Below are 18,820 nucleotides of genomic sequence, written 5' to 3'. Positions count from 1 at the left end.
CAATGCCACGACCGAGAGAGTTCGATGAGTCGACGGTGCTGGAGGCGGCGATGCGCCGCTTCTGGCATCGTGGCTACGAGCAGACCTCCATGCGGGATCTGGCGGACGAGATGGGCATCAACAGCGCCAGCGTGTACAACGCGTTCGGCGACAAGCGCTCGCTCTACCGGCGCGCGCTTGACTATTATCTCGAGCACAGCGTCCGCGATCGGGTCGCGCGTTTCGCACCGCTGCCTCCGCTTTCGGCCATCCGCGCCTTCTTCGATGAGATCGTGGAGCGTTCCATTACCGACAAGCAGCAGCGCGGCTGCATGCTCGTCAATGCCGCGCTCGAGGTTGCGCCCCATGACGCCGCCTTCCAGAAGCTCGTCGCTGACGAAATGATGTTCATCGAGGAATTCTTTCGCCGGTGTATCGCCGAAGGGCAGCAGGACGGCACGATCACGTCCAAGCGGTCGGCCGAGGAACTCGCGACGACCCTGCTGAGCGTCCTGCTCGGCATTCGTGTTCTGGCGCGCACGCGCCCGCAACGGCAGGTGCTGGAACGCGCAGCCGGCGGCGCGTTCGCCCTCCTGAGATCGGACGACTAAGACCTAGAGGGCGACCGGCTCGATCGACCCGGGCGTCGGCGCCGCTCATGGAGCGGCTGCGTGGCATCGCCGAGAGCCTGCTCTATGGCCGGCATGCCGCCTGGCCGGATTCCTATGACATCAGCACGCTGATCGGCTTTATCCGTGGCGAGGCCCAGGTGCGGGGGTTCTCGTACTGGAGAGGCCTGCCGAAGACTTATTGCGAAGCCCTCACCGTCAGTGCGGCGACCTTTCCCAAGCTCAAACTCTGGCGGCGGCCCTGCGGCGAGGTGAGCCAGAGGCGACAAGTAGAAGAGGGGCGTTCAAGGTCGTGTCTAGGACGGCGTTTCACTGCGCTTTCACTACGAAGTGACATTGGCCGATACGAGCGTGATTTGCGCCGGTCGCTCTCAAATCCCAGTTTGCCACGGCATGCGGGTGACGGCGCGGAGGCGTCGCCACAGGGACCGTACCTTTGGCTGCAGCGTTGCGAAAGTTTCGACCGCGGCCCGCAGGGGACCCGCCGCGGCCACCGAGGCCAGATCACATCGGTCACGGTGCGCGAAAGCAGGCACTTCTGGAGGGGAATCATGAAGAAGTTACTGTTGGGGACTTCCGCGCTCGTCGCGGCGGGCCTTTTCTCGAATGGCGCGCTCGCGCAGACCGCGACCACGGATCAGCCGATCCAGCTGAAGTTCGGTGGCCAGTACTACACCGGTGCTGCGGCGTTAGTCTCGCAGGACGATCAGCCGGGCGAGGCCGCCTACAAGCGCCAGCCGGTCGGCTTCCAGGACTATTTCCTGATCCGCTTCCTGGGCTCGACCACGTTCTCGAACGGCATCACCGCCGGTGTCTGGACCCGTCTCAATGCCTTCTCGGCGCCGAATGGCACGGTCAACACGTCGAACGGCTTCCAGAGCTCGAACAACACGACGATCAAGGACAGCTACGTCTACCTGAAGAACGCCTCCTGGGGCGAATTCCGCATCGGTGACGACAGCGACGTCCGCCGCAACGACGCGGTTGGCAACAACGCCGGTGTCACGGGCGACGGCAACATCGGTGCCAACTCGTCTTCGATCTATTTCTCGGGCTCGCCGGCGGGTTATAACTTCACGACCCTCAACCTCGACGGTCGTGGCACCAAGATCGTCTACTACAGCCCGACGATCTACGGCTTCCACTTCGGCGCCAGCTACACGCCGGACCGCCAGGGGGGCCACACCAACGGCCCGGGCAACATCGGCGACAACAACGGCCCGACCGACAACCAGACGACCGGCCTGACGCCGAGCTACCTGAACAGCGCCTCGGCCTATAACTACTGGTCGCTCACGACCGGCTACAACGGCACGATCGGCCCGGTGAAGGCGGCCTGGACGGCCGGCTACTCGACCGCGAGCCGCAAGGGCGCGTGCAGCACGAGAGTGGCGCTCGGCAACGACGCGGCCATTCTCGCTAATGGTACCGTCGACTGCGCCCTGACCTCGACCAACAATGCGGATCCGCACGTCTACAATACCGGCTTCCAGGTCAACTACGGCCCGTGGGAACTGGGATTCGACTACGAGCTGTCGCAGGCCTTCCCGGGCGGCCTCCTCAGCGGCTATAATTCGGCGATCTCCGCGAAGTCGAACGAGCTGATCAACAAGCAGTCCGACCTCAACCTGTCCTACACCGTGGGGGCCATCCGCCTCGGTGCGGAATGGTCGCGTGGCGAGTTCGAAGGCATCACCGGCGATCTCACCAACATCAAGCGCGCCGCGATCAATGACGTGATCCAGGTCGGTGCGACCTATACGGTCGGACCGGGTGTCAACATCGCCGGCCTGATCCAGCAGACGCTGTACGATCCGAGCGGCGCCTATGTGCCGAACGGCTCGAACTTCACGCCGGGCCCCGGCGGTGTGCCGGCCAACAACAACGTCTACGCCAAGAGCTACAACTCGACGGCGCTCATCATGGAGACGTCGTTCCGCTGGTGAGCGGCGTGGCAGCTTCATGAGACCGAGGGGTAGAGCGGTTCGCCGCTCTCCCATTTTCCTTCGCCTGGGACTGAGGCGGGCGCGCCGGCCCTCGGTCTGAACGAGAGCCCCCACCGTCAGAGCGGCTCCTTTTGCCACGCTCAAACCCTGTCGGCGGCCCCACGGCCAGGCCAGTTACCTAAGTCATGGTCTTGGCGGATATTGTCTCCAACCATTGCCGTGTAATGTTCACTGATCGAGGGGCGGTTGGAAAACGTCGATGATGGAAAAAATCATCAGATAGCGCCATGATTTTCTCTCTCTCGAACACTGACTTCGGCCAGTTGCGCGCGTTTGTTGCTGTTGCCGAGGCGCTAAATTATACACGGGCGGCCGAAGGGTTGGGGATCACGAACTCCGCGTTGAGCCGGACGGTCCGCCTCTTGGAAGAGAGCGTTGGCGTTAGGTTGATTAGCCGAACGACTCGCCGTGTCGCGCTGACGACTGCGGGCGATCAGTTGCTTCAGCGTGTCAGGCCCGCAATCGCGGAGCTCGAAAGTGCAATGGGCCAAGCCAGGCGCTATAGCGAGCGTGCAGTCGACGTCGTCAGGATTCACACCGTCGCGGTTGGGGCAGAATTGCTCGTCCGCCCAATCCTCCGCTCGTTTTCGGATACCTATCCCGAGGTCGTCCTGGATGTGACCCTGGGAGATGAACCAATAGACATGGCTGCCGCCGATTACGACCTGTCCATCCGAGCTGCCGAGGGGGGCGAGCGTGAGATGGTAACCATTAGGTTAGGCGGCGAATTCCGACAAATTGCCGTCGCGGCGCCGGACTACATTGCGCGATACGGAACCCCTGGGAGTCCCCACGACCTGCTGGCGCATCGCTGTCTCGCCTGGAGATTGCCTGGCCAAGATCGGCCGGCCAGATGGGAATTCTGCGAGAATGGCCGATGGTTCAATATCGTCGTCGATGGCCCGATGATCGCGAACTCTCGAGAGCTTGCGGTCCAAGCTGCGATCGACGGGCTGGGTATCGCGTATGCAATCGAGAAGAGCGTGTCAGGTCACCTCAATGAGGGTCGACTGGTCCGAATCCTCGAACCATGGTCCACCCCAGCTTCAGGCTTTTATCTGTGTTACCCGGTAGACCGCCCGATGACGCCAACCCTTCGGGTGTTGATCGATGCTATCTGCTCGAGTGGGGCGAGCTCGACCGACGCGAGAATTTAATCATAACGATCGATCTTCCCTCGCCGTCCAAACACAGATGGTGGCACTGTAAGTAAAATGTGAGAAACGGTTCGTCGTTTCTCTAAAGGAATGAAGTGGAAGATGGCGAATGTTCCGCGCGACCTGCATTCGCGGGGGAGAGCCGTCGATCAGGTCGAGAGCGCACGTCCATTTGCAAGCCGACTAATCGACCAGCAACGCCATCCACGCGGCTTCCATCCACCTCCGGCGCCCCCTTCACCATTTCGTGTCACCTACCGCCTCTTGCCACCCTCATGTCGACCATGCATTTTAGAACGATCGTACCAATAGGAATCTCGCAAGGGACGCGGACGGCATCCTTGGCCTCCGCGATCAGCAGTTGGGAAGGAAACCCTGATGGGATTGCAGCAAGAGCTTGACGCCTTCAAAGCCGAGTTCACGCGTACTGCGCCCGCCGGCAGGCCGGCGCTCTATGAGACCAAGATCGCCGAACTGCGCGCCAGCTTCGCCCAACGACAGGCGATCGGGCTCGACGACCAGGCGCCGAACTTCACGCTGGCGAATCATCGGGGCGAGCCCGTGGCCTTGAAGGACCTGCTCGGGTACGGGCCAGTCGTCGTGACGTTCTATCGCGGCGGCTGGTGCCCCTATTGCAACATCCAGCTCCGCGCCTATCAGGCCGCCTTGCCGGAGATGGCCGAGCTCGGTGCGGCGCTGGTCGCGATCTCGCCGCAACTGCCGGATGGCTCGCTCTCGACTGCGGAAGCGAACGAACTCACGTTCAATGTGCTGAGCGACGTCGGCAACGAGGTCGCCCGCAGCTACGGCCTTGTCTGGGCCTTGCCCGAGGAACTGCAGGTGGCGCTCCGCTCGAGCAACAAGGCCTTGCCGCCCATCAATGGCGACGAGAGCTGGGAACTGCCGGTGCCGGCGACCTATGTCGTCGCGCCCGACGGCCGCGTGACGCTCGCCGCCGTAGACGTCGATTACCGCAAGCGTCTCGAACCCGACGAGATCCTCGCCGCCCTCAGGTCCATGCGGTCGGCCTGATCCGAGCCCGGCCTACGCCCTGGTCGACGCCAACCTTGCCAAGCCGAAAGAGAGCCATGATCCGCTTCTATTTCCACCCGACGCCGAACCCCGCCAAGATCGCGCTCTTTCTAGAAGAAACGGGGTTGTCCTACGAAGTCGTCCCCGTCGATACCAGCAAGGGTGAGCAGCACGCGCCCGCTTTCCGTGCCATCAATCCCAACGGCAAGGTACCGGCGATCGTCGATACGGACGGACCGGGTGGCAGAGAGGCGCGCGTCTTCGACTCGACGGCGATCCTGCTCTATCTCGCCCGGAAGACCGGCAAGCTCCTGGGCGAGCCGGAGGACCGGCCGGAGCTGCTGTCCTGGCTGCTGTTCATCGCCTCCGGCCTCGGGCCGTTCTCCGGCCAGTCCGTGCATTTCCAGTTCGCGGCACCGGAAGGCAACGACTATGCCGTGAACCGCTACCGCCGAGAGGCGGAACGCCACTACCAGGTGCTGAACGACCATCTCGAGGGCCGGAACTTCATCGCCGGCGACAGCTACACGATCGCCGACATCTCCGCTTGGGGCTGGCTCGATCGTGCTTCGCGTGTGCGTAAGAGCGTTGACGATCCCCTGGCGCCATTCCCCCATCTGAAGCGGTTGTTCGAGACCGTCGACGCGCGGCCGGCGGTCGCCCGGGCGCGGGCCGTCGCCAAGGACCATTCCTTCAAGAAGGTGAATGACGAGGAGACCAAGCGCGCGCTCTTCCCGTCCAACTATCCACCGGCGGCCTGAGGAGCGGCCTGAAGGACCGTCCGGCGCTCTGACGCGGTGCGAAGCAAGGAAAACGAGGGAAATGATCCAGCTCTATTACTGGCCGACGCCAAACGGCCACAAGATTACGATGTTTCTGGAGGAGGCGGGGCTCGACTACACTATCCATCCCGTCAACATCAGTGCCGGCGACCAGTTCAGGGCGGAATTCCTGGCGTTCTCGCCGAACAATCGAATGCCTGCCATCATCGACCGCGCGCCGGCCGACGGGGGCGAGGCGGTCACGGTGTTCGAATCCGGCGCGATCCTGCTCTATCTCGCCGAGAAGACCGGTCGCTTCCTTCCGACCGACCTGCGCGGGCGCAAGACCGTGACGGAATGGCTGTTCTGGCAGATGGGCGGTCTCGGGCCCATGGCCGGGCAGAACCATCATTTCGGCGTCTACGCGCCGGAGACGATCCCCTACGCCATCAATCGCTACGTCAACGAGACCAACCGGCTCTACGGCGTCATGGATCGCCGGCTGGCTGGCCGGCCGTTCCTTGCGGGCGATGACTACAGCATCGCCGATATGGCGGCCTATCCGTGGGTCGTGCCCTGGAAGCGGCAACAGCAGAACCTTGACGATTTCGCCAACCTGCGCCGCTGGTTCGACAGCATCCGCGAGCGCCCCGCCACGCTGCGCGCCTACGCCAAGGGCGAGCCTTTCTCGGCCCAGCCGGCCGTAACGGATGAGGGCAAGAAGATCCTGTTCGGCCAGACGGCGGCGAGTGTTGCGAGAGCCTGACCGCGGCGCGCCGCTCTTCTGGTCCAGGAGACAGCCGGTGCACCGCCGGCAACAACAATCCGGCCGCTCATAAGGCCGGTGTTCGAATAACGAAGCAGGGAGGCGGAGATGGTCGAAGACGTGGTGACCTATGGGGAGGTCCGGCCGATAGCGCTTGACCACCCAAGTGCCGTGGCCGAGCTCGTGGCGAAGAAGTTGCGCTTCGTCGGCCTCATGACGCTCATCTACATGGTGAGCTATGTCGGCCTGACGGTCCTCGCCGGCTTCGCGCGGGCGCTTCTGTCGGCGCCGGCGATCGGGCCGGTCAATCTGGGCTTCGTGCTGATCGGCGCCAATTACCTGATCGCCTGGGGCCTGGCGCTCATCTATGTGCGTGTCGCCAACCGGCATTTCGATCCCCTGGCCGACCGGATCCTCGGGAGGCAGGCGCCATGAGCCTGACGCTCGCGATCTTCGCGATCATCCTGGCGGTTACGCTCGCCATCACCTACTGGGCCGCCAAGCGGACACGCACGACCAGCGATTTCTATGCGGCCGGCAGCAGCCTGACCGCCGCGCAGAACGGCTTCGCGCTTGCCGGCGACTGGTGCAGCGCCGCCGCCTTCCTGGGCTTCACCGGTCTGACCGCGCTCTATGGCATGGATGGCGCGTTCTACGCGCTCGGGCCGCTCGTCGCCTTCTGCACCGTGCTGTTCATGATCGCCGAGCCGCTGCGCAACGCCGGCAAATACACGCTCGGCGACATCATTCTCTATCGGATGCAGACGCGGCCCTCGCTGCTTGCCGCCATCACCGGCACGATCGTCGTCAACTTCGCCTATCTGACGCCGCAGATGGCGGGCGCAGGCGTGCTGATCAGGCTCTTGACCGGCATCCCCTATGATGTCGCCGTCGTGCTGGTCGGGATCGCCATGATCCTCTATGTCGCCTTCGGCGGCATGCTGGCCACGACCTGGGTGCAGATCGTCAAGGCCGGGCTGATGCTGGCGGCGGCGGTCATCGTTTTGGCGCTGGCGCTCGGTGCCGTCGGTTTCGATCCGACGGCGCTCTTTGGCCGGGCTGAGGCGGCTTACGGGGCGAAGTTCCTGGCGCCCGGCAACTACCTGAAGAATCCGTTCGATGAAGTGTCGCTGGGCCTGGGCTATGTGCTGGGCCTGGCGGGCCTGCCCCATGTGATGACACGCTTCTACACCGTTCCGGACGCCAAGACGGCGCGGCGGTCGGTCATCTGGGTCATGTTCCTGGCCGGCGGCTTCTTCCTGGCGACCACGCTGCTCGGGCTCGCGGCCACCGACCTGGTCGGGCAGGACGCCCTCCGCGCGGCCGACAAGGGCGGCAACCTGACCTTGCCGCTGCTCGCGCAATATCTGGGCGGCGGCGCCGGCTCGTTCGGCGGCGAGCTCATGCTGGGCTTCGTCTCAGCCGTGGCGGTCGCCACCATCCTGGCCGTGGTCTCGGCCCTGACGCTCTCGACCTCCGGTGCCATCTGCCATGATTTCTACGTGAACTGGGTGCGGCGTGGGCAGGTCGACGAGCGCCGGCAGATCCAGATCGCCCGCGTCTCGTCGGTTGCAATCGGCGTTCTGGCGATCGCCCTCGGCATCCTGGCGCAAGGGATCAACGTTGCGGTGCTCGTGATCCTGGCGATCTGCGTCGCCGCCAGCGCCAACTTCCCGGTCCTGGTGCTGTCGCTGTTCTGGCGCCGCTTCAACACCGGTGGCGTCGTGGGCGGCATCCTGTTCGGGCTGGTCTCATCGGTGGTGCTGGCGCTCCTCGGCCCGGCCATGCGTGGCGCGGACGCGATCTGGCCCTTGGTCAATCCGACGGTGGTATCGCTGCCGCTGGGCTTCCTCGGCGCCGTGCTGGGCACGCTCCTCGCCGGGCGCGATCCGGCCAACGAGGCGCGCTTCGACGACGTGCTGCTCCGCGTCCATACCGGGCTCGCGGCCGACTCCTGAGGCAACGAGATCAGAAGGGAAAATCGAGATGACCATCCGCGCGATTGTCTTCGACGCCTACGGCACGCTCTACGACGTTCAGTCGGTCAGGTCGCTTGCGACCGAGCTCTGTGGCGGCAAGGGCGAACTCGTGACCCAGCTCTGGCGGCTGAAGCAGCTCGAGTACAGCTGGCTCAGGAGCTTGATGGGGGATTACGAGGATTTCTGGCCGGTGACCCGCGCTGCGCTCGAATTCTCGCTCCGGAGCGTCGGCGTCGAGCCTGATCCATCGATCTGCGACCCGCTCATGCACAAGTATCTCAGCCTCGATCTCCATGACGAGGCGCGCCAGGCGCTCGATCAGATGAGTGAGCACAAACTCGCCATCCTGTCGAACGGTAGCCCGATGATGCTGGACGCTCTCGTTGTCTCGAGCGGCGTTGCCGACCTCTTCACCGATATTATCAGCGTCGACCGGGCCAAGGCGTTCAAGCCGGATCCTGCGTGCTATGCCCTGGTCGAGGTGGCACTGGGCGTGCGGCCGGAGGAAGTGCTGTTCGTCTCGTCCAACGGCTTCGATGTCGCCGGTGCCAAGCGCTTTGGCTTCCGTGTCGCCTGGATCGAGCGCGCCCAGGGCATGCTGGCGCCCGCGAACTCGGACGTCGGGCCGGCCGAGTTTTACCGATTGATGCGTGGCGGTGAGGAGCAACTTGGCCACCAGGCCGACCACCGCGTTGCCCGGCTAACGGAACTGGCACCGCTGCTCGCCCGGTTGGGCGCTTCCAGTTAGGTGCCGCGGACCTCGGTTGCATCGTAAAATAGTGCGCAGGTGATCACCAATAAGTGAGCCCGCTTGAGAAATGTTGAAGCGGCATTGCGCGTCGCGCCCTGGCACTATCTGGCGCGACAACTAAGCATGCTTCTTGATCGGTCGGCAACTTTGTTTGTCTGGCTGGAAGTGCTTGTCGGCTGCCTGTCGAGAACCGCGCGCGGATCGGGAATACACGTTGAAGCTGCTTTATCGGGATGGCTCCGGCCGTTTACGGGAGGACGAAGTTGATGACCTCGCTCACGCGCTTTGATCTCATCGGCGCCTTTCTGATCGGCGCTGCGATCGCCACCGGGAATCCGGCCCTGCAGGACCTGGGGCTGGTCTCGATTGTGCTGCCGGTTCTCCTTGTGATCATTTTGGCGGCAACCTCTGTCCAAAGCGGCGAAGCCCTACAACGCGGCTTTCGCTGGCTGGGCGCTGCCTATATCGCGTTCATTCTCCTCTGGTACGAGCAGTACAAGCTGTTCGGTCACCCGGGCAGCGTCGATCTCTTCACGACCCTCACCGATTGGCTGGGGTTTCACGGCCATGAGAAATTCATGCGCATCGGCGTCGCAAGCTGCGAGATCATCGCCTCGATCGTCATACTGACGCCGCCGGTCCAGGGCCTCGGCGCGATCGGGGCTCTCATGCTGATGTCCGGAGCCATGTTCTTTCATCTCGTCTCGCCGCTCGGGACCGATCCTTATGGCGACGGCGGCATCCTGTTCAAGGAAGCCTGCTCGGTGTGGACGACGGCCTGGGTCGTGCTGTTCTGGCAGCGTGAGCAGGTAGCCGCGATCGCTCGGCGATTTGGCGTCCCGGTTCCCGCCTGGATCTGAGGGATCGGGGGTACCGCCGGTTGGGGCGGTCGCTTTTTCCGTTCAAACCATTCCGACTTGGCCGGGCCGACGAAGCGTGGTGCCTTGGCGCTCACGACAATATGAGCCGATGCGATTTCCGAGTTTTAGGACGGCCGTTTATTTATGGGATGGCGCCGGTCGGTCGCCATTCCCCAGGTCTCGAAAGGAAGTCTCCGAAAATGTCGAGATTGATAAAAATTGCGGCTACGACGGCCCTGGTCATCATGGTGTGGGCGAACGGCGCCCATGCGGAATCGGTCAATGAAACGAATGGGGTGGCCATCAAGGGCTATGATCCGGTCGCTTACTTCACCGACAACAAGCCGGTGAAGGGCTCGAAGGCACACGCCTTCGTCTATGAAGGTGTCACCTATCAGTTCGCGTCGGAAGCGCACCAGAAGGCCTTCGCCGCGGACCCCTCGAAATATGCGCCGCAATTCGGCGGGTTCTGTGCCTACGGCGTTGCCACCGGCCATAAGGCAGATATCGATCCGACGGCCTTTTCCATCGAAGATGGCAAACTGTACCTAAACTACAACGACAAGGTCCGGGACGTGTGGCGGAAGGACAAGGCCGGCTACATTCCCAAGGCCAAAGAGACTTGGCCTAGCGTGTCGCAGCAAACTGAAGTGTTGCACTGATGCCGTTGGCCGCAGCTTGAGGAGGACTCCAATGCGCTACGGCTATTGGTTGCCGGTGTTTGGAGGCTGGCTGCGCAATGTGGCTGATGAAGGGATGGAGGCGAGCTGGGATTATGCTCGGCGCTTGGCGAAGCGCAGCGAGGAAATCGGCTACGATCTCACGCTGATCGCCGAGCTGACGATGAACGATATCAAGGCGGCGGATGCGCCCACCTTGGATGCCTGGTCGACGGCAGCCGCATTGGCGGCCGTCACCACCCGCCTCGAGCTCATGGTCGCTGTTCGCCCGACCTTCCATCACCCGGCCGCGCTCGCGAAGCAGGCCGCGAATATCGACCAGATCAGCAAGGGCAGGCTGTCGTTGAACGTCGTGTCCGCCTGGTGGGCCGACGAAGCGCGGCGCTACGGTCTCGCGTTCGATACCCACGACGATCGGTATGCGCGCACGCGCGACTGGCTCGCCGTCGTCGATGGTCTCTGGCGTGAGCCGATGTTCACTCACCGCGGTAGTCATTACACGGTCGAAGACGCGATCGTTGCCCCTAAACCGGTGTCGAAGCCGCGTCCCACGCTCTACGCCGGCGGCGAATCAGAGGCGGCGAAAGAGATGATCGCCTCGCTCTGCGACGCCTATGTCATGCACGGCGACCCCGTCGACCGTATCCGGACCCGCATCGAAGACATGCGCGTCCGACGCGATCGGCTGGGCCTGCCGGCGATGCGCTTCGGCATGGCGGCCTATGCCATCGTCCGTGACAGCCGGCGCGAGGCGGAAGCCGAACTCGCCCGCGTCACGGATGTTCATGCCAGCGCCGCCGGATACGAGAATTATCGGCAATGGTTGGGAAATACCCAACAGGATGTGGCACCGTCGCTTGCGGAATATTCCGTCAGCAATCGCGGCCTCAGACCGAACTTCGTCGGCACCCCGGAAGAGGTTCGGGAACGGCTCGAGGAATATGAGGCCGCCGGGCTGGATCTGGTGCTGCTGCAATGCAGCCCGCAAGCCGAGGAAATGGAGCGTTTCGCAGCACAGGTCATCCGCCGCACCTGAGGCTACCCTCGCCCATCCTTGAGCCGTCGCACCGGCCGCAATGGCGAGGTCGGTGCTGCCAGCGATCATCGACGCTCTCCGCTTGAAGATGCTGCCTTCGGCGTTTTGTCGAAACGCCGGCGCGTGCCAGGAACAGCGCACCCGTCGGATCTCCGATGAAATTCCGGCGTTATTTTGTATAGACATATTCCCTGAACCGGCTAAATTGTCCGGACTAGGTCGACGGAAGAGGCCTGCCGGGCTGGTTTCGCGATCGGCCGAGGCCCAGGGAGATGTTCGTTGCAGCCCATCTATCTCGCCTATCTGAACCGGCTCGATATCGAAGAGCTCAAGATCACCGACGACGAAATCCTCGCCGCGATCGAGGCGAGCCTGGCGAGCCAGGGGCGCGGCGAGACGGTAATCGAGCCGCGCGTGCATCTGGAGCCGGGTGTCGCCAACGGGCATTTCAACGTGCTGCGCGGCGCCATCAGGGAGCCGATCGATGCCGCCGGCGTGAAGGTCGTCGGCGACTTCGTCGACAATTACAAGCAGGGCCTGCCGTCGGAGCTGGCGGTCCTACTGCTGTTCGACCCGCGCACCGGTATCCCGAAGGCGATCCTCGATGCGAGCGGCATCACCGACATGCGCACGGGCGCCGTCACCGCGATCGGCGCCAAGTATCTGGCGCGCAAGAACTCCAAGATCCTGGGGCACATCGGCGCGCGCGGCACGGCCTATTGGAACGTCCGCCTGCTCGATCGCCTGTTCGACTTCGACGAGATCCGCGTCCATTCCCGCCGCCCCGAAAGCCGCAATGCCTTCGCCGACCGGCTGGCGCACGACCTCGGCAAGCCGGTCGTCGCGACCGAGGATTGGCAGAGCTGCGTCGAGGGCGCCGACATCGTGGTCGAGGCGTCGCGCCTCAACGAACCGACGCCGCTGCTCAAGACCGACTGGATCAAGCCCGGCGCCTTCGTTGTGCCCTACGGCACGATGAGCGCCGTCGAGCTGTCGCTGACCGACATCATGGCGAAGCTCGTGGTCGACGACTGGGGCCAGTGCAAGGGCGGCAAGTTCGGCAGCCTGCGCGCCCATGTCGAGACCGGCCGGCTCTCCGAGGCGACGCTCCATGCCGAGCTCGGCCAGATCGTCGCCGGCCTGAAGCCGGGGCGCGAGAGCGACGACGAAACCAACCTGTTCTGGCACCGCGGCCTGTCGCTGTCCGACATCGCGCTCGGCCACGCCATGCTGGCCAAGGCCGAGCGTCTCGGCATCGGCCAGCGGCTGCGCTTCGCCTGACCAAGAGAGAACGCCCGCCCCGCCAGCCCCTCGGTATCGTTGCCGAGCGGGCCGGCGCAGGGCCGGGCAATCAGGGACTTCACTTCGCAAGCACCGGGCGTGCCCGGAAGGAGACCAGATCCGTGGGCAGACTCTCTGTTGTTTCGCTGATCGCCGGCGCGCTGCTGGCGCTGGCCGCAGCTCCCGCCGAGGCACAGACCGTCAAGGTCGGCAGCAAGAACTTCACCGAGCAATACGTCCTGGCCGAGATCTATGCGGCCGCGCTCGAGAACGACGGCGTCAAGGTCGAGCGCAAGATCAACCTCGGCGGCACGCTGATCGCGCATCAGGCGCTCGTGACCGGCGAGATCGACCTTTATCCCGAATACACCGGCACCGCGCTCGTCGCGGTGCTCAAGGGCGAGGTGTCCAGCGACCCGCAGAAGGTCTATGGCCAGGTCAAGGACTTCTACGAGAAGCAATTCAAGGTCACCTGGCTGAAGCCGACCGCGATCAACAACGGCTATGTGCTGATCGTGCGCCAGGACACGGCCGACAAGTACAAGCTCAAGACCATGTCGGACCTCGGCAAGGTCGCAGGCGAGCTGACGCTCGGCGCCGGCCCCGAATTCGCCGACCGCAAGGACGGCATCCCCGGCCTCAAGGCGGTCTACGGCGTCGACTTCAAGGAATTCAAGCAGTTCGCGAAGCTTGGCCTGCGCTATGACGCGCTCGCAGGCAAGCAGATCGAGGTGGCGAACGGCTTTGCCACCGACTGGCAGATCGCCCAGCAGAAGCTTGTGACGCTCGAGGACGACAAGCACCTGTTCCCGCCCTATTTCGTGGCGCCGGTGATCCGCCAGGACGTCCTGGCGCAGAACCCTAAGATCGCCGACATCCTGAACAAGGCCAGCGCGCTGCTCGACAACAAGACGATGCAGGTGCTGAACGCCAAGGTCGAGCAGGACCATGAGGAGGCAGCCGACGTCGCGCACGACTTCCTCAAAGAGAAAGGCGTCATCAAGTAGGCGGCGGGCGGGACCGATCATGGGCAGGACCATCAAGCTCGGCACGGAGCACCTTTCGGCCCAGGACGTGGCCGAGATCGCGCGCGGCGATGCCGCCATGGCGCTCGGCGTCGAGGCGCGGGCGGCGATCGCGGCCTCCCATGCGGCGCTTGACCGCCTGGCCGGCAGCGGCATGGCGATCTACGGCGTCAGCACCGGCCTCGGTGCCGCGGCAGACACGCGGGTCAGTCCCGGCGACGCGGTGATCCAGCAGCGCATCCCGCTCGCGCGCTCGGTTGGGGTCGGACGCCACGCGCGCCGGGACGAGGTGCGGGCGATCATGGCGGTCCGCCTCGCCCGTCTCGCCGTCGGCCGCTCCGGCGCCAGCCTCGGCACGGTCGAGGCGCTGGTGCGGATGCTCGAGCACCGCGTCCACCCGGTCGTGCCGATGACCGGCTCGGTCGGCGAGGCCGACCTGGCGCCGCTCGCCCATATCGCCTCCGTGCTGATCGGTTACGGCGAAGCCGAGCTCGATGGTACGCTCCTCTCCGGTGCCGAGGCGCTCCGCCGTGCCGGCCTGACGCCGCCGGCGCTCGGCGCCAAGGATGGGCTGGCGCTCGTGTCGTCCAACGCCGCCTCCGTCGGCGTCGGCGCGCTCGCGGTCGTCGATGCGCGGCGCGCACTCGGCGGGCTGCTCGCCGCCGCCGCCCTGTCGTTCGAGGGCTATCGCGCGAACCTGTCGCCGCTGTGGCCGAACGCGGTCGCGCTGCGGCCGGTCCCGGGCCTGGCCGCGGTGGCCGAGGCAATGCTGGGCGCCTGCGCCGGCGGCGACCTCGCCCGTCCGAACGGTGTGCGGTCGAACGGCGCGCGGCGCCTGCAGGACCCGTTGAGCTTCCGCTGCCTCGGCCAGGTGCATGGTGCTGCGGTCAGCGCGCTTGCCGCCGCGCTCGACGCGATCGAGCTGGAGCTCAATTCGTCCGACGATAATCCGGCGATCCTGGCGGACGACGCGCTGTCGCTGCCGAACGCCAATTTCGACGCCACCCATCTGGCGCTCGCATTCGAAGGCCTGGGCCAGGCGCTCGCCCGCGTGGCCGCGGCGGCGGGCGAGCGCATCATGAAGCTGATGTCGCCGGCCGCGAGCGAGCTGCCGCGCTTCCTCGCCCCGGTCCAGGACGGCCGCAACGGCTTCGCCACCGTGCAGAAGACCGTGTCGGCACTGGTCGCGGAGATTCAGCACAAGGCCCTGCCGATGCCTGTGGCGCTGCTGCCGGTTGCCGACCGTGTCGAGGACTACGGCACCATGGCGCTCGGCATCGTCGAGAAGACGGCGGAGATCGTCGAGCGGGTCCGGCTGCTGGCGGCCATCGAGCTGATGGTGGCCGCCCAAGCCTGCGACCTGCGCGGCGGCGTCACGCTGGGCCAGGGCACGCGCACGGTGCATGCGGCGGTGCGCGCCGTCGTGGCGCCGCTCGGCGATGACCGGCAGCTCTCGCCCGACATCGCGGCGCTCGATGGCCTCGTCGCGTCCGGGGCCTTCGACGTGCCGTTCGCCTTGCCGGCGGGACGGCCGTAATGCGCTGGTTGCCGCGGCATTGGCCGGAGGTCCTGACGGCGCTCGGCCAGCACCTGCTGCTCGTCGTGGTCTCGGTCGCCATCGCCTTCGCGATCGCGCTCGTCCTCGGCATCTGGGGCGCCCGGCGTCCGGCGGTCTATCGGCTCGTCATGATCGCCACCGGTGCCATCTTCGTCGTGCCGAGCCTGGCGCTCTTCGCGCTCCTGATCCCGTTCCTCGGCCTGGGCGCCAAGCCGGCGATCGTCGGGCTCGTGTCCTACTGCCTGCTGACACTGGTCCGCAACGTCGCGACCGGCCTGCGCGCCGTGCCGGCCGACGTGCTGGATGCGGCGGAGGGCCTGGGTTTCGGACCGTGGCAGCGCCTCGTCAAGATCGAGCTGCCGCTGGCGCTGCCGTTCATCGTCTCGGGCATCCGCATCGCGACCATCACCGTGATCGGCATCGCGACCGTCGCCGCCTACATCAACGCCGGCGGCCTCGGCCGGATCATCTTCGACGGCATCGACCAGCGCTTTCCGGAAAAGATCATCATCGGCGGGCTCCTGACGTCGGCGCTTGCCATCGGCGCCGACTTCCTGCTGTCACGCCTCGAGCGGCGCCTGCGCGCCGATCGGGCGGGCTAGGGGCGGCCGATGCTCTTCGATGCCCTCTCCTGGCTTGCCGGCCACGGGCCGGTCGTCCGCACGGCGCTCGGCCAGCACCTGCTGATGAGCTCGGTGTCGCTCGCGCTCGCGCTTGCGATCGGCATCCCGCTCGCGATCGCCATCCTGCCCAGCCGCACCATGGCGGCGGTCGCGATCAACGGCGTGAATGCGCTGCGCACGATCCCCAGCATCGCCATCCTGGCGGCGGCGCTGCCGATCCTCGGCATCGGCCTGATGCCGTCGATCGTGGCGCTCGTCGTGCTGGCGCTGCCACCGATCCTGCTCAACACCTATGTCGGTCTCAAGGAGGTCGATGCCGAGCTGGTCGATGCGGCACTCGGCATGGGCATGACCCGCGGCCAGACCCTGCGGCAGGTGCAGATCCCGCTCGCCGCTCCGGCCATCTTCGCCGGCATCCGCACGGCGACCATCCAGGTGATCTCCGGCGCCACGCTCGCCTCGTTCATCGGGGGCGGCGGGCTCGGCGACTTCGTCACGGCCGGCATCGCCATCATGGACATGCCGCGGCTGATTGCCGGCGCCCTGCCGATCGCGGTACTGGCGCTCGGCCTCGAGACCGGCCTCGGCTTCTTGGAACGCCGCCTATTCGGCAAGGGCAATGAGGGAAACGCGCGATGATCCGGCTCGAGCACATCACGAAGCGCTTCGGTCCCGTGGCGCCGCCCTCGGTCGACGACCTCTGCCTAGACATGCCTGAAGGCACCACGACGGCGCTGATCGGCCCATCCGGCTGCGGCAAGACCACGACCATGCGCATGATCAACCGCATGATCGAGCCGACGTCGGGCCGCATCGTCGTCGCGGGCGAGGACGTCACCCGCATCGACCCGGTCGAGCTGCGCCGCCGCATCGGCTACGTGATCCAGCAGATCGGCCTGTTTCCGCACATGACGATCGCCGCGAACATCGCGACCGTGCCACGGCTCCTGGGCTGGGCTGAGGCGCGCATCGCCGACCGTGCCGATGAGCTGCTGCAGCTGGTCGGCCTCGAGCCCGCCAAGTTTCGCGCGCGATACCCAAGGGAACTGTCCGGCGGCCAGCGCCAGCGCGTCGGCGTCGCCCGCGCGCTCGCGGCCGACCCGCCGGTGATGCTGATGGACGAGCCGTTCGGCGCGATCGACCCGATCGCGCGCGGCCGCTTGCAGGACGAGTTCAAGGAGATCCTGAAGCGCGTGCGCAAGACCGTCGTGATCGTAACCCACGATCTCGACGAAGCGATCAAGATGGGCGACTTCATCGCCCTGCTGCGCGACGGGCGGCTGGTCCAGCACGACACGCCGGACGCGATCCTTGCCCGGCCGGCGAACGAGTTCGTCGAGGCCTTCATCGGCCCCGACCGGGCGCTGCGCCGCCTGGGCCTGCTCACGCTCGGCGATGTCATGGCACCGGCGACGGCGGGCGAGGAGGGGCCACGCGCGCCCTCGACCACCAGCCTGCGCGATGCGCTTTCCCTGCTGCTGGCCGAAGGAACGGCAAGCCTGGTCGTGACCTCCACCGAGGGCCGGCCGGTCGGTCGTGCCAGCCGCGACGACATCCTGAACGCCCATGCCGGCGCCCTCGACGCCGTCCGTCGCGCCGGTGCGGAACAGACCGCGTGACGCTGGTTTGTGTCGGTGATGGTCGCGCGTCAGTCGACGATGTGGCCCCGTAACCTCTGCCCGACGGAAGCGGATTAGCCGCCGCCGCGTCTCCGCGAAGCCATGGGCCGGCCTATCGATCGGCCCGCAGCACGATCAGATACGCCACGGCCTCGGCCCGCGGCACGAAGCGGACGGCACCGGCCGCCGGGCGGTGCAGGATCGCCGCGTCGCCCGCACCCAGCGCTGCCGACGCATCTTCCGCCTCGACCATCGCCTCGCCGTGGACGGCCAGGACGATTACGACGTCGATGCCGTCCTCCCCGGGCAGCGCCTCGGCCCCGGCGAGGCGGGTGAGGCGGTGGCCGTAGCGTCCGCGCCGGCTCATCACGTTGAGGTCGGTGATGGGACCGGCGGCGAGCGTGGCCGCCGTCGGTTTGTCGCCCGGAAAGGAGAGCGGCGGCGCATCGCGCGTCAGCGCAACCGGCGGCCCGCCGTCGATCGTGAGCTCGATGCCCTCGCCCTCGACGACGGCCAGGGTCCGGTCGATCCCGGCGAAATGGGAGAACGGGCCGTTGGAAGCGACCCGCGCCATGCTGACGCGCCAGTCGAACGCGTCGAGCGACGCGCCCGGCGGATCGGCGGCGATCTCGGTGGTCGAGCCGCCGCCGTTCTTCCACGGCATCGTCCGGCATTGGGCGGCGCGGATGACCTCCATCGTCCGATCCCTCAGCCGAGGCTCGGCAACTTCAGCCCGTGCTCCCTGGCGCAGGCGATCGCGATGTCGTAGCCGGCGTCGGCATGGCGCATGACGCCGGTCGCCGGGTCGTTCCACAGCACGCGCCCGATGCGCGCCGCTGCGGCGTCGGTGCCGTCGCACACGATGACCATGCCGGAGTGCTGCGAGAAGCCCATGCCGACGCCGCCGCCGTGGTGCAGCGAGACCCAGGTGGCGCCGGAGGCACAGTTCAAGAGCGCGTTCAGCAGCGGCCAGTCGGAGACCGCATCGGACCCGTCGCGCATCGCCTCGGTCTCGCGGTTGGGCGAGGCGACCGAGCCGGAATCGAGGTGGTCGCGGCCGATGACGATGGGCGCCTTG

Annotated in this window: 19 protein-coding genes and 1 pseudogene; 18 read left to right on the top strand and 2 right to left on the bottom strand. The window is 65.9% G+C overall.

The window, feature by feature from the left end:
* Positions 1-2: 2 nt before the first annotated feature.
* From IEY58_RS28245 to IEY58_RS28160, 18 genes are all read left to right on the top strand, one after another.
* Positions 3-590 carry a TetR/AcrR family transcriptional regulator gene (locus IEY58_RS28245; RefSeq protein WP_189051518.1) on the top strand — a complete coding sequence of 196 codons (588 nt, stop codon included), beginning with the start codon at positions 3-5 and terminating at the stop codon, positions 588-590.
* A 569-nt stretch (positions 591-1,159) separates the two neighbouring features.
* Positions 1,160-2,554, top strand: a complete 1,395-nt coding sequence (locus tag IEY58_RS28240) for a porin (protein WP_189051517.1) — start codon at positions 1,160-1,162, stop codon at positions 2,552-2,554.
* Positions 2,555-2,841: 287 nt separating this feature from the next.
* Positions 2,842-3,771: a LysR substrate-binding domain-containing protein gene (locus tag IEY58_RS28235; protein ID WP_189051516.1), complete on the top strand. Its 930-nt coding sequence runs from the start codon at positions 2,842-2,844 to the stop codon at positions 3,769-3,771.
* 378 nt (positions 3,772-4,149) lie between these two features.
* Positions 4,150-4,803 (top strand): peroxiredoxin-like family protein, encoded by a 654-nt coding sequence (locus tag IEY58_RS28230; protein ID WP_189051515.1) that lies wholly within the window; start codon positions 4,150-4,152, stop codon positions 4,801-4,803.
* Between the two features lie 56 nt (positions 4,804-4,859).
* On the top strand, positions 4,860-5,564 hold the full coding sequence (locus IEY58_RS28225) for a glutathione S-transferase family protein (RefSeq protein ID WP_189051514.1): 705 nt from the start codon (positions 4,860-4,862) through the stop codon (positions 5,562-5,564).
* 61 nt (positions 5,565-5,625) lie between these two features.
* Positions 5,626-6,330 carry a glutathione binding-like protein gene (locus IEY58_RS28220; RefSeq protein ID WP_189051513.1) on the top strand — a complete coding sequence of 235 codons (705 nt, stop codon included), beginning with the start codon at positions 5,626-5,628 and terminating at the stop codon, positions 6,328-6,330.
* 108 nt (positions 6,331-6,438) lie between these two features.
* Positions 6,439-6,765 (top strand): DUF485 domain-containing protein, encoded by a 327-nt coding sequence (locus IEY58_RS28215; protein ID WP_189051512.1) that lies wholly within the window; start codon positions 6,439-6,441, stop codon positions 6,763-6,765.
* Positions 6,762-8,288 carry a solute symporter family protein gene (locus IEY58_RS28210; RefSeq protein WP_189051511.1) on the top strand — a complete coding sequence of 509 codons (1,527 nt, stop codon included), beginning with the start codon at positions 6,762-6,764 and terminating at the stop codon, positions 8,286-8,288. Before IEY58_RS28215 ends, IEY58_RS28210 begins: the two co-directional genes overlap by 4 nt.
* A gap of 28 nt (positions 8,289-8,316) precedes the next feature.
* Positions 8,317-9,057: a haloacid dehalogenase type II gene (locus IEY58_RS28205; protein WP_189051510.1), complete on the top strand. Its 741-nt coding sequence runs from the start codon at positions 8,317-8,319 to the stop codon at positions 9,055-9,057.
* 269 nt (positions 9,058-9,326) lie between these two features.
* The gene (locus IEY58_RS28200) at positions 9,327-9,920 is read left to right on the top strand and encodes a hypothetical protein (RefSeq protein ID WP_189051509.1); all 594 of its coding nucleotides are present in this window, start codon (positions 9,327-9,329) and stop codon (positions 9,918-9,920) included.
* A 200-nt stretch (positions 9,921-10,120) separates the two neighbouring features.
* Positions 10,121-10,582: a YHS domain-containing (seleno)protein gene (locus tag IEY58_RS28195; protein ID WP_189051508.1), complete on the top strand. Its 462-nt coding sequence runs from the start codon at positions 10,121-10,123 to the stop codon at positions 10,580-10,582.
* Positions 10,583-10,613: 31 nt separating this feature from the next.
* Positions 10,614-11,636, top strand: a complete 1,023-nt coding sequence (locus IEY58_RS28190) for an LLM class flavin-dependent oxidoreductase (protein WP_189051507.1) — start codon at positions 10,614-10,616, stop codon at positions 11,634-11,636.
* Between the two features lie 279 nt (positions 11,637-11,915).
* Positions 11,916-12,917, top strand: a complete 1,002-nt coding sequence (locus IEY58_RS28185; protein ID WP_189051506.1) for an ornithine cyclodeaminase family protein — start codon at positions 11,916-11,918, stop codon at positions 12,915-12,917.
* Between the two features lie 122 nt (positions 12,918-13,039).
* Complete coding sequence (locus IEY58_RS28180; protein ID WP_189051505.1) at positions 13,040-13,924, top strand: glycine betaine ABC transporter substrate-binding protein; 885 nt, start codon at positions 13,040-13,042, stop codon at positions 13,922-13,924.
* Positions 13,925-13,943: 19 nt separating this feature from the next.
* Positions 13,944-15,479 (top strand): HAL/PAL/TAL family ammonia-lyase, encoded by a 1,536-nt coding sequence (locus IEY58_RS28175; RefSeq protein WP_189051504.1) that lies wholly within the window; start codon positions 13,944-13,946, stop codon positions 15,477-15,479.
* Complete coding sequence (locus IEY58_RS28170; RefSeq protein WP_189051503.1) at positions 15,479-16,102, top strand: ABC transporter permease; 624 nt, start codon at positions 15,479-15,481, stop codon at positions 16,100-16,102. Before IEY58_RS28175 ends, IEY58_RS28170 begins: the two co-directional genes overlap by 1 nt.
* A gap of 9 nt (positions 16,103-16,111) precedes the next feature.
* Positions 16,112-16,762, top strand: a complete 651-nt coding sequence (locus IEY58_RS28165) for an ABC transporter permease (protein ID WP_189051502.1) — start codon at positions 16,112-16,114, stop codon at positions 16,760-16,762.
* Complete coding sequence (locus IEY58_RS28160) at positions 16,759-17,742, top strand: ABC transporter ATP-binding protein (protein ID WP_189051501.1); 984 nt, start codon at positions 16,759-16,761, stop codon at positions 17,740-17,742. Before IEY58_RS28165 ends, IEY58_RS28160 begins: the two co-directional genes overlap by 4 nt.
* 112 nt (positions 17,743-17,854) lie before the next feature.
* Here IEY58_RS28160 and IEY58_RS28155 read toward each other — a convergent pair whose 3' ends face one another.
* Positions 17,855-18,439 carry a HutD/Ves family protein gene (locus IEY58_RS28155; protein ID WP_189051500.1) on the bottom strand — a complete coding sequence of 195 codons (585 nt, stop codon included), beginning with the start codon at positions 18,437-18,439 and terminating at the stop codon, positions 17,855-17,857.
* Between the two features lie 11 nt (positions 18,440-18,450).
* Positions 18,451-18,820: pseudogene (locus tag IEY58_RS28150) on the bottom strand (urocanate hydratase); the annotation flags it as partial.

Origin of the sequence: Aliidongia dinghuensis, assembly GCF_014643535.1 — a bacterium.
Taxonomy (GTDB): Bacteria; Pseudomonadota; Alphaproteobacteria; order ATCC43930; family CGMCC-115725; genus Aliidongia; species Aliidongia dinghuensis.
Note: the sequence above shows the minus strand (reverse complement) of the source record. Positions and strands in the feature narration are given on the sequence as shown.

Bases quoted from the DNA above. Each gene is read 5' to 3' on its own strand.
- IEY58_RS28245 (WP_189051518.1), top strand. From the start codon at position 3: ATGCCACGACCGAGAGAGTTCGATGAGTCGACGGTGCTGGAGGCGGCG.
- IEY58_RS28240 (WP_189051517.1), top strand. From the start codon at position 1,160: ATGAAGAAGTTACTGTTGGGGACTTCCGCGCTCGTCGCGGCGGGCCTT.
- IEY58_RS28235 (WP_189051516.1), top strand. From the start codon at position 2,842: ATGATTTTCTCTCTCTCGAACACTGACTTCGGCCAGTTGCGCGCGTTT.
- IEY58_RS28230 (WP_189051515.1), top strand. From the start codon at position 4,150: ATGGGATTGCAGCAAGAGCTTGACGCCTTCAAAGCCGAGTTCACGCGT.
- IEY58_RS28225 (WP_189051514.1), top strand. From the start codon at position 4,860: ATGATCCGCTTCTATTTCCACCCGACGCCGAACCCCGCCAAGATCGCG.
- IEY58_RS28220 (WP_189051513.1), top strand. From the start codon at position 5,626: ATGATCCAGCTCTATTACTGGCCGACGCCAAACGGCCACAAGATTACG.
- IEY58_RS28215 (WP_189051512.1), top strand. From the start codon at position 6,439: ATGGTCGAAGACGTGGTGACCTATGGGGAGGTCCGGCCGATAGCGCTT.
- IEY58_RS28210 (WP_189051511.1), top strand. From the start codon at position 6,762: ATGAGCCTGACGCTCGCGATCTTCGCGATCATCCTGGCGGTTACGCTC.
- IEY58_RS28205 (WP_189051510.1), top strand. From the start codon at position 8,317: ATGACCATCCGCGCGATTGTCTTCGACGCCTACGGCACGCTCTACGAC.
- IEY58_RS28200 (WP_189051509.1), top strand. From the start codon at position 9,327: ATGACCTCGCTCACGCGCTTTGATCTCATCGGCGCCTTTCTGATCGGC.
- IEY58_RS28195 (WP_189051508.1), top strand. From the start codon at position 10,121: ATGTCGAGATTGATAAAAATTGCGGCTACGACGGCCCTGGTCATCATG.
- IEY58_RS28190 (WP_189051507.1), top strand. From the start codon at position 10,614: ATGCGCTACGGCTATTGGTTGCCGGTGTTTGGAGGCTGGCTGCGCAAT.
- IEY58_RS28175 (WP_189051504.1), top strand. From the start codon at position 13,944: ATGGGCAGGACCATCAAGCTCGGCACGGAGCACCTTTCGGCCCAGGAC.
- IEY58_RS28170 (WP_189051503.1), top strand. From the start codon at position 15,479: ATGCGCTGGTTGCCGCGGCATTGGCCGGAGGTCCTGACGGCGCTCGGC.
- IEY58_RS28165 (WP_189051502.1), top strand. From the start codon at position 16,112: ATGCTCTTCGATGCCCTCTCCTGGCTTGCCGGCCACGGGCCGGTCGTC.
- IEY58_RS28160 (WP_189051501.1), top strand. From the start codon at position 16,759: ATGATCCGGCTCGAGCACATCACGAAGCGCTTCGGTCCCGTGGCGCCG.
- IEY58_RS28155 (WP_189051500.1), bottom strand. From the start codon at position 18,439: ATGGAGGTCATCCGCGCCGCCCAATGCCGGACGATGCCGTGGAAGAAC.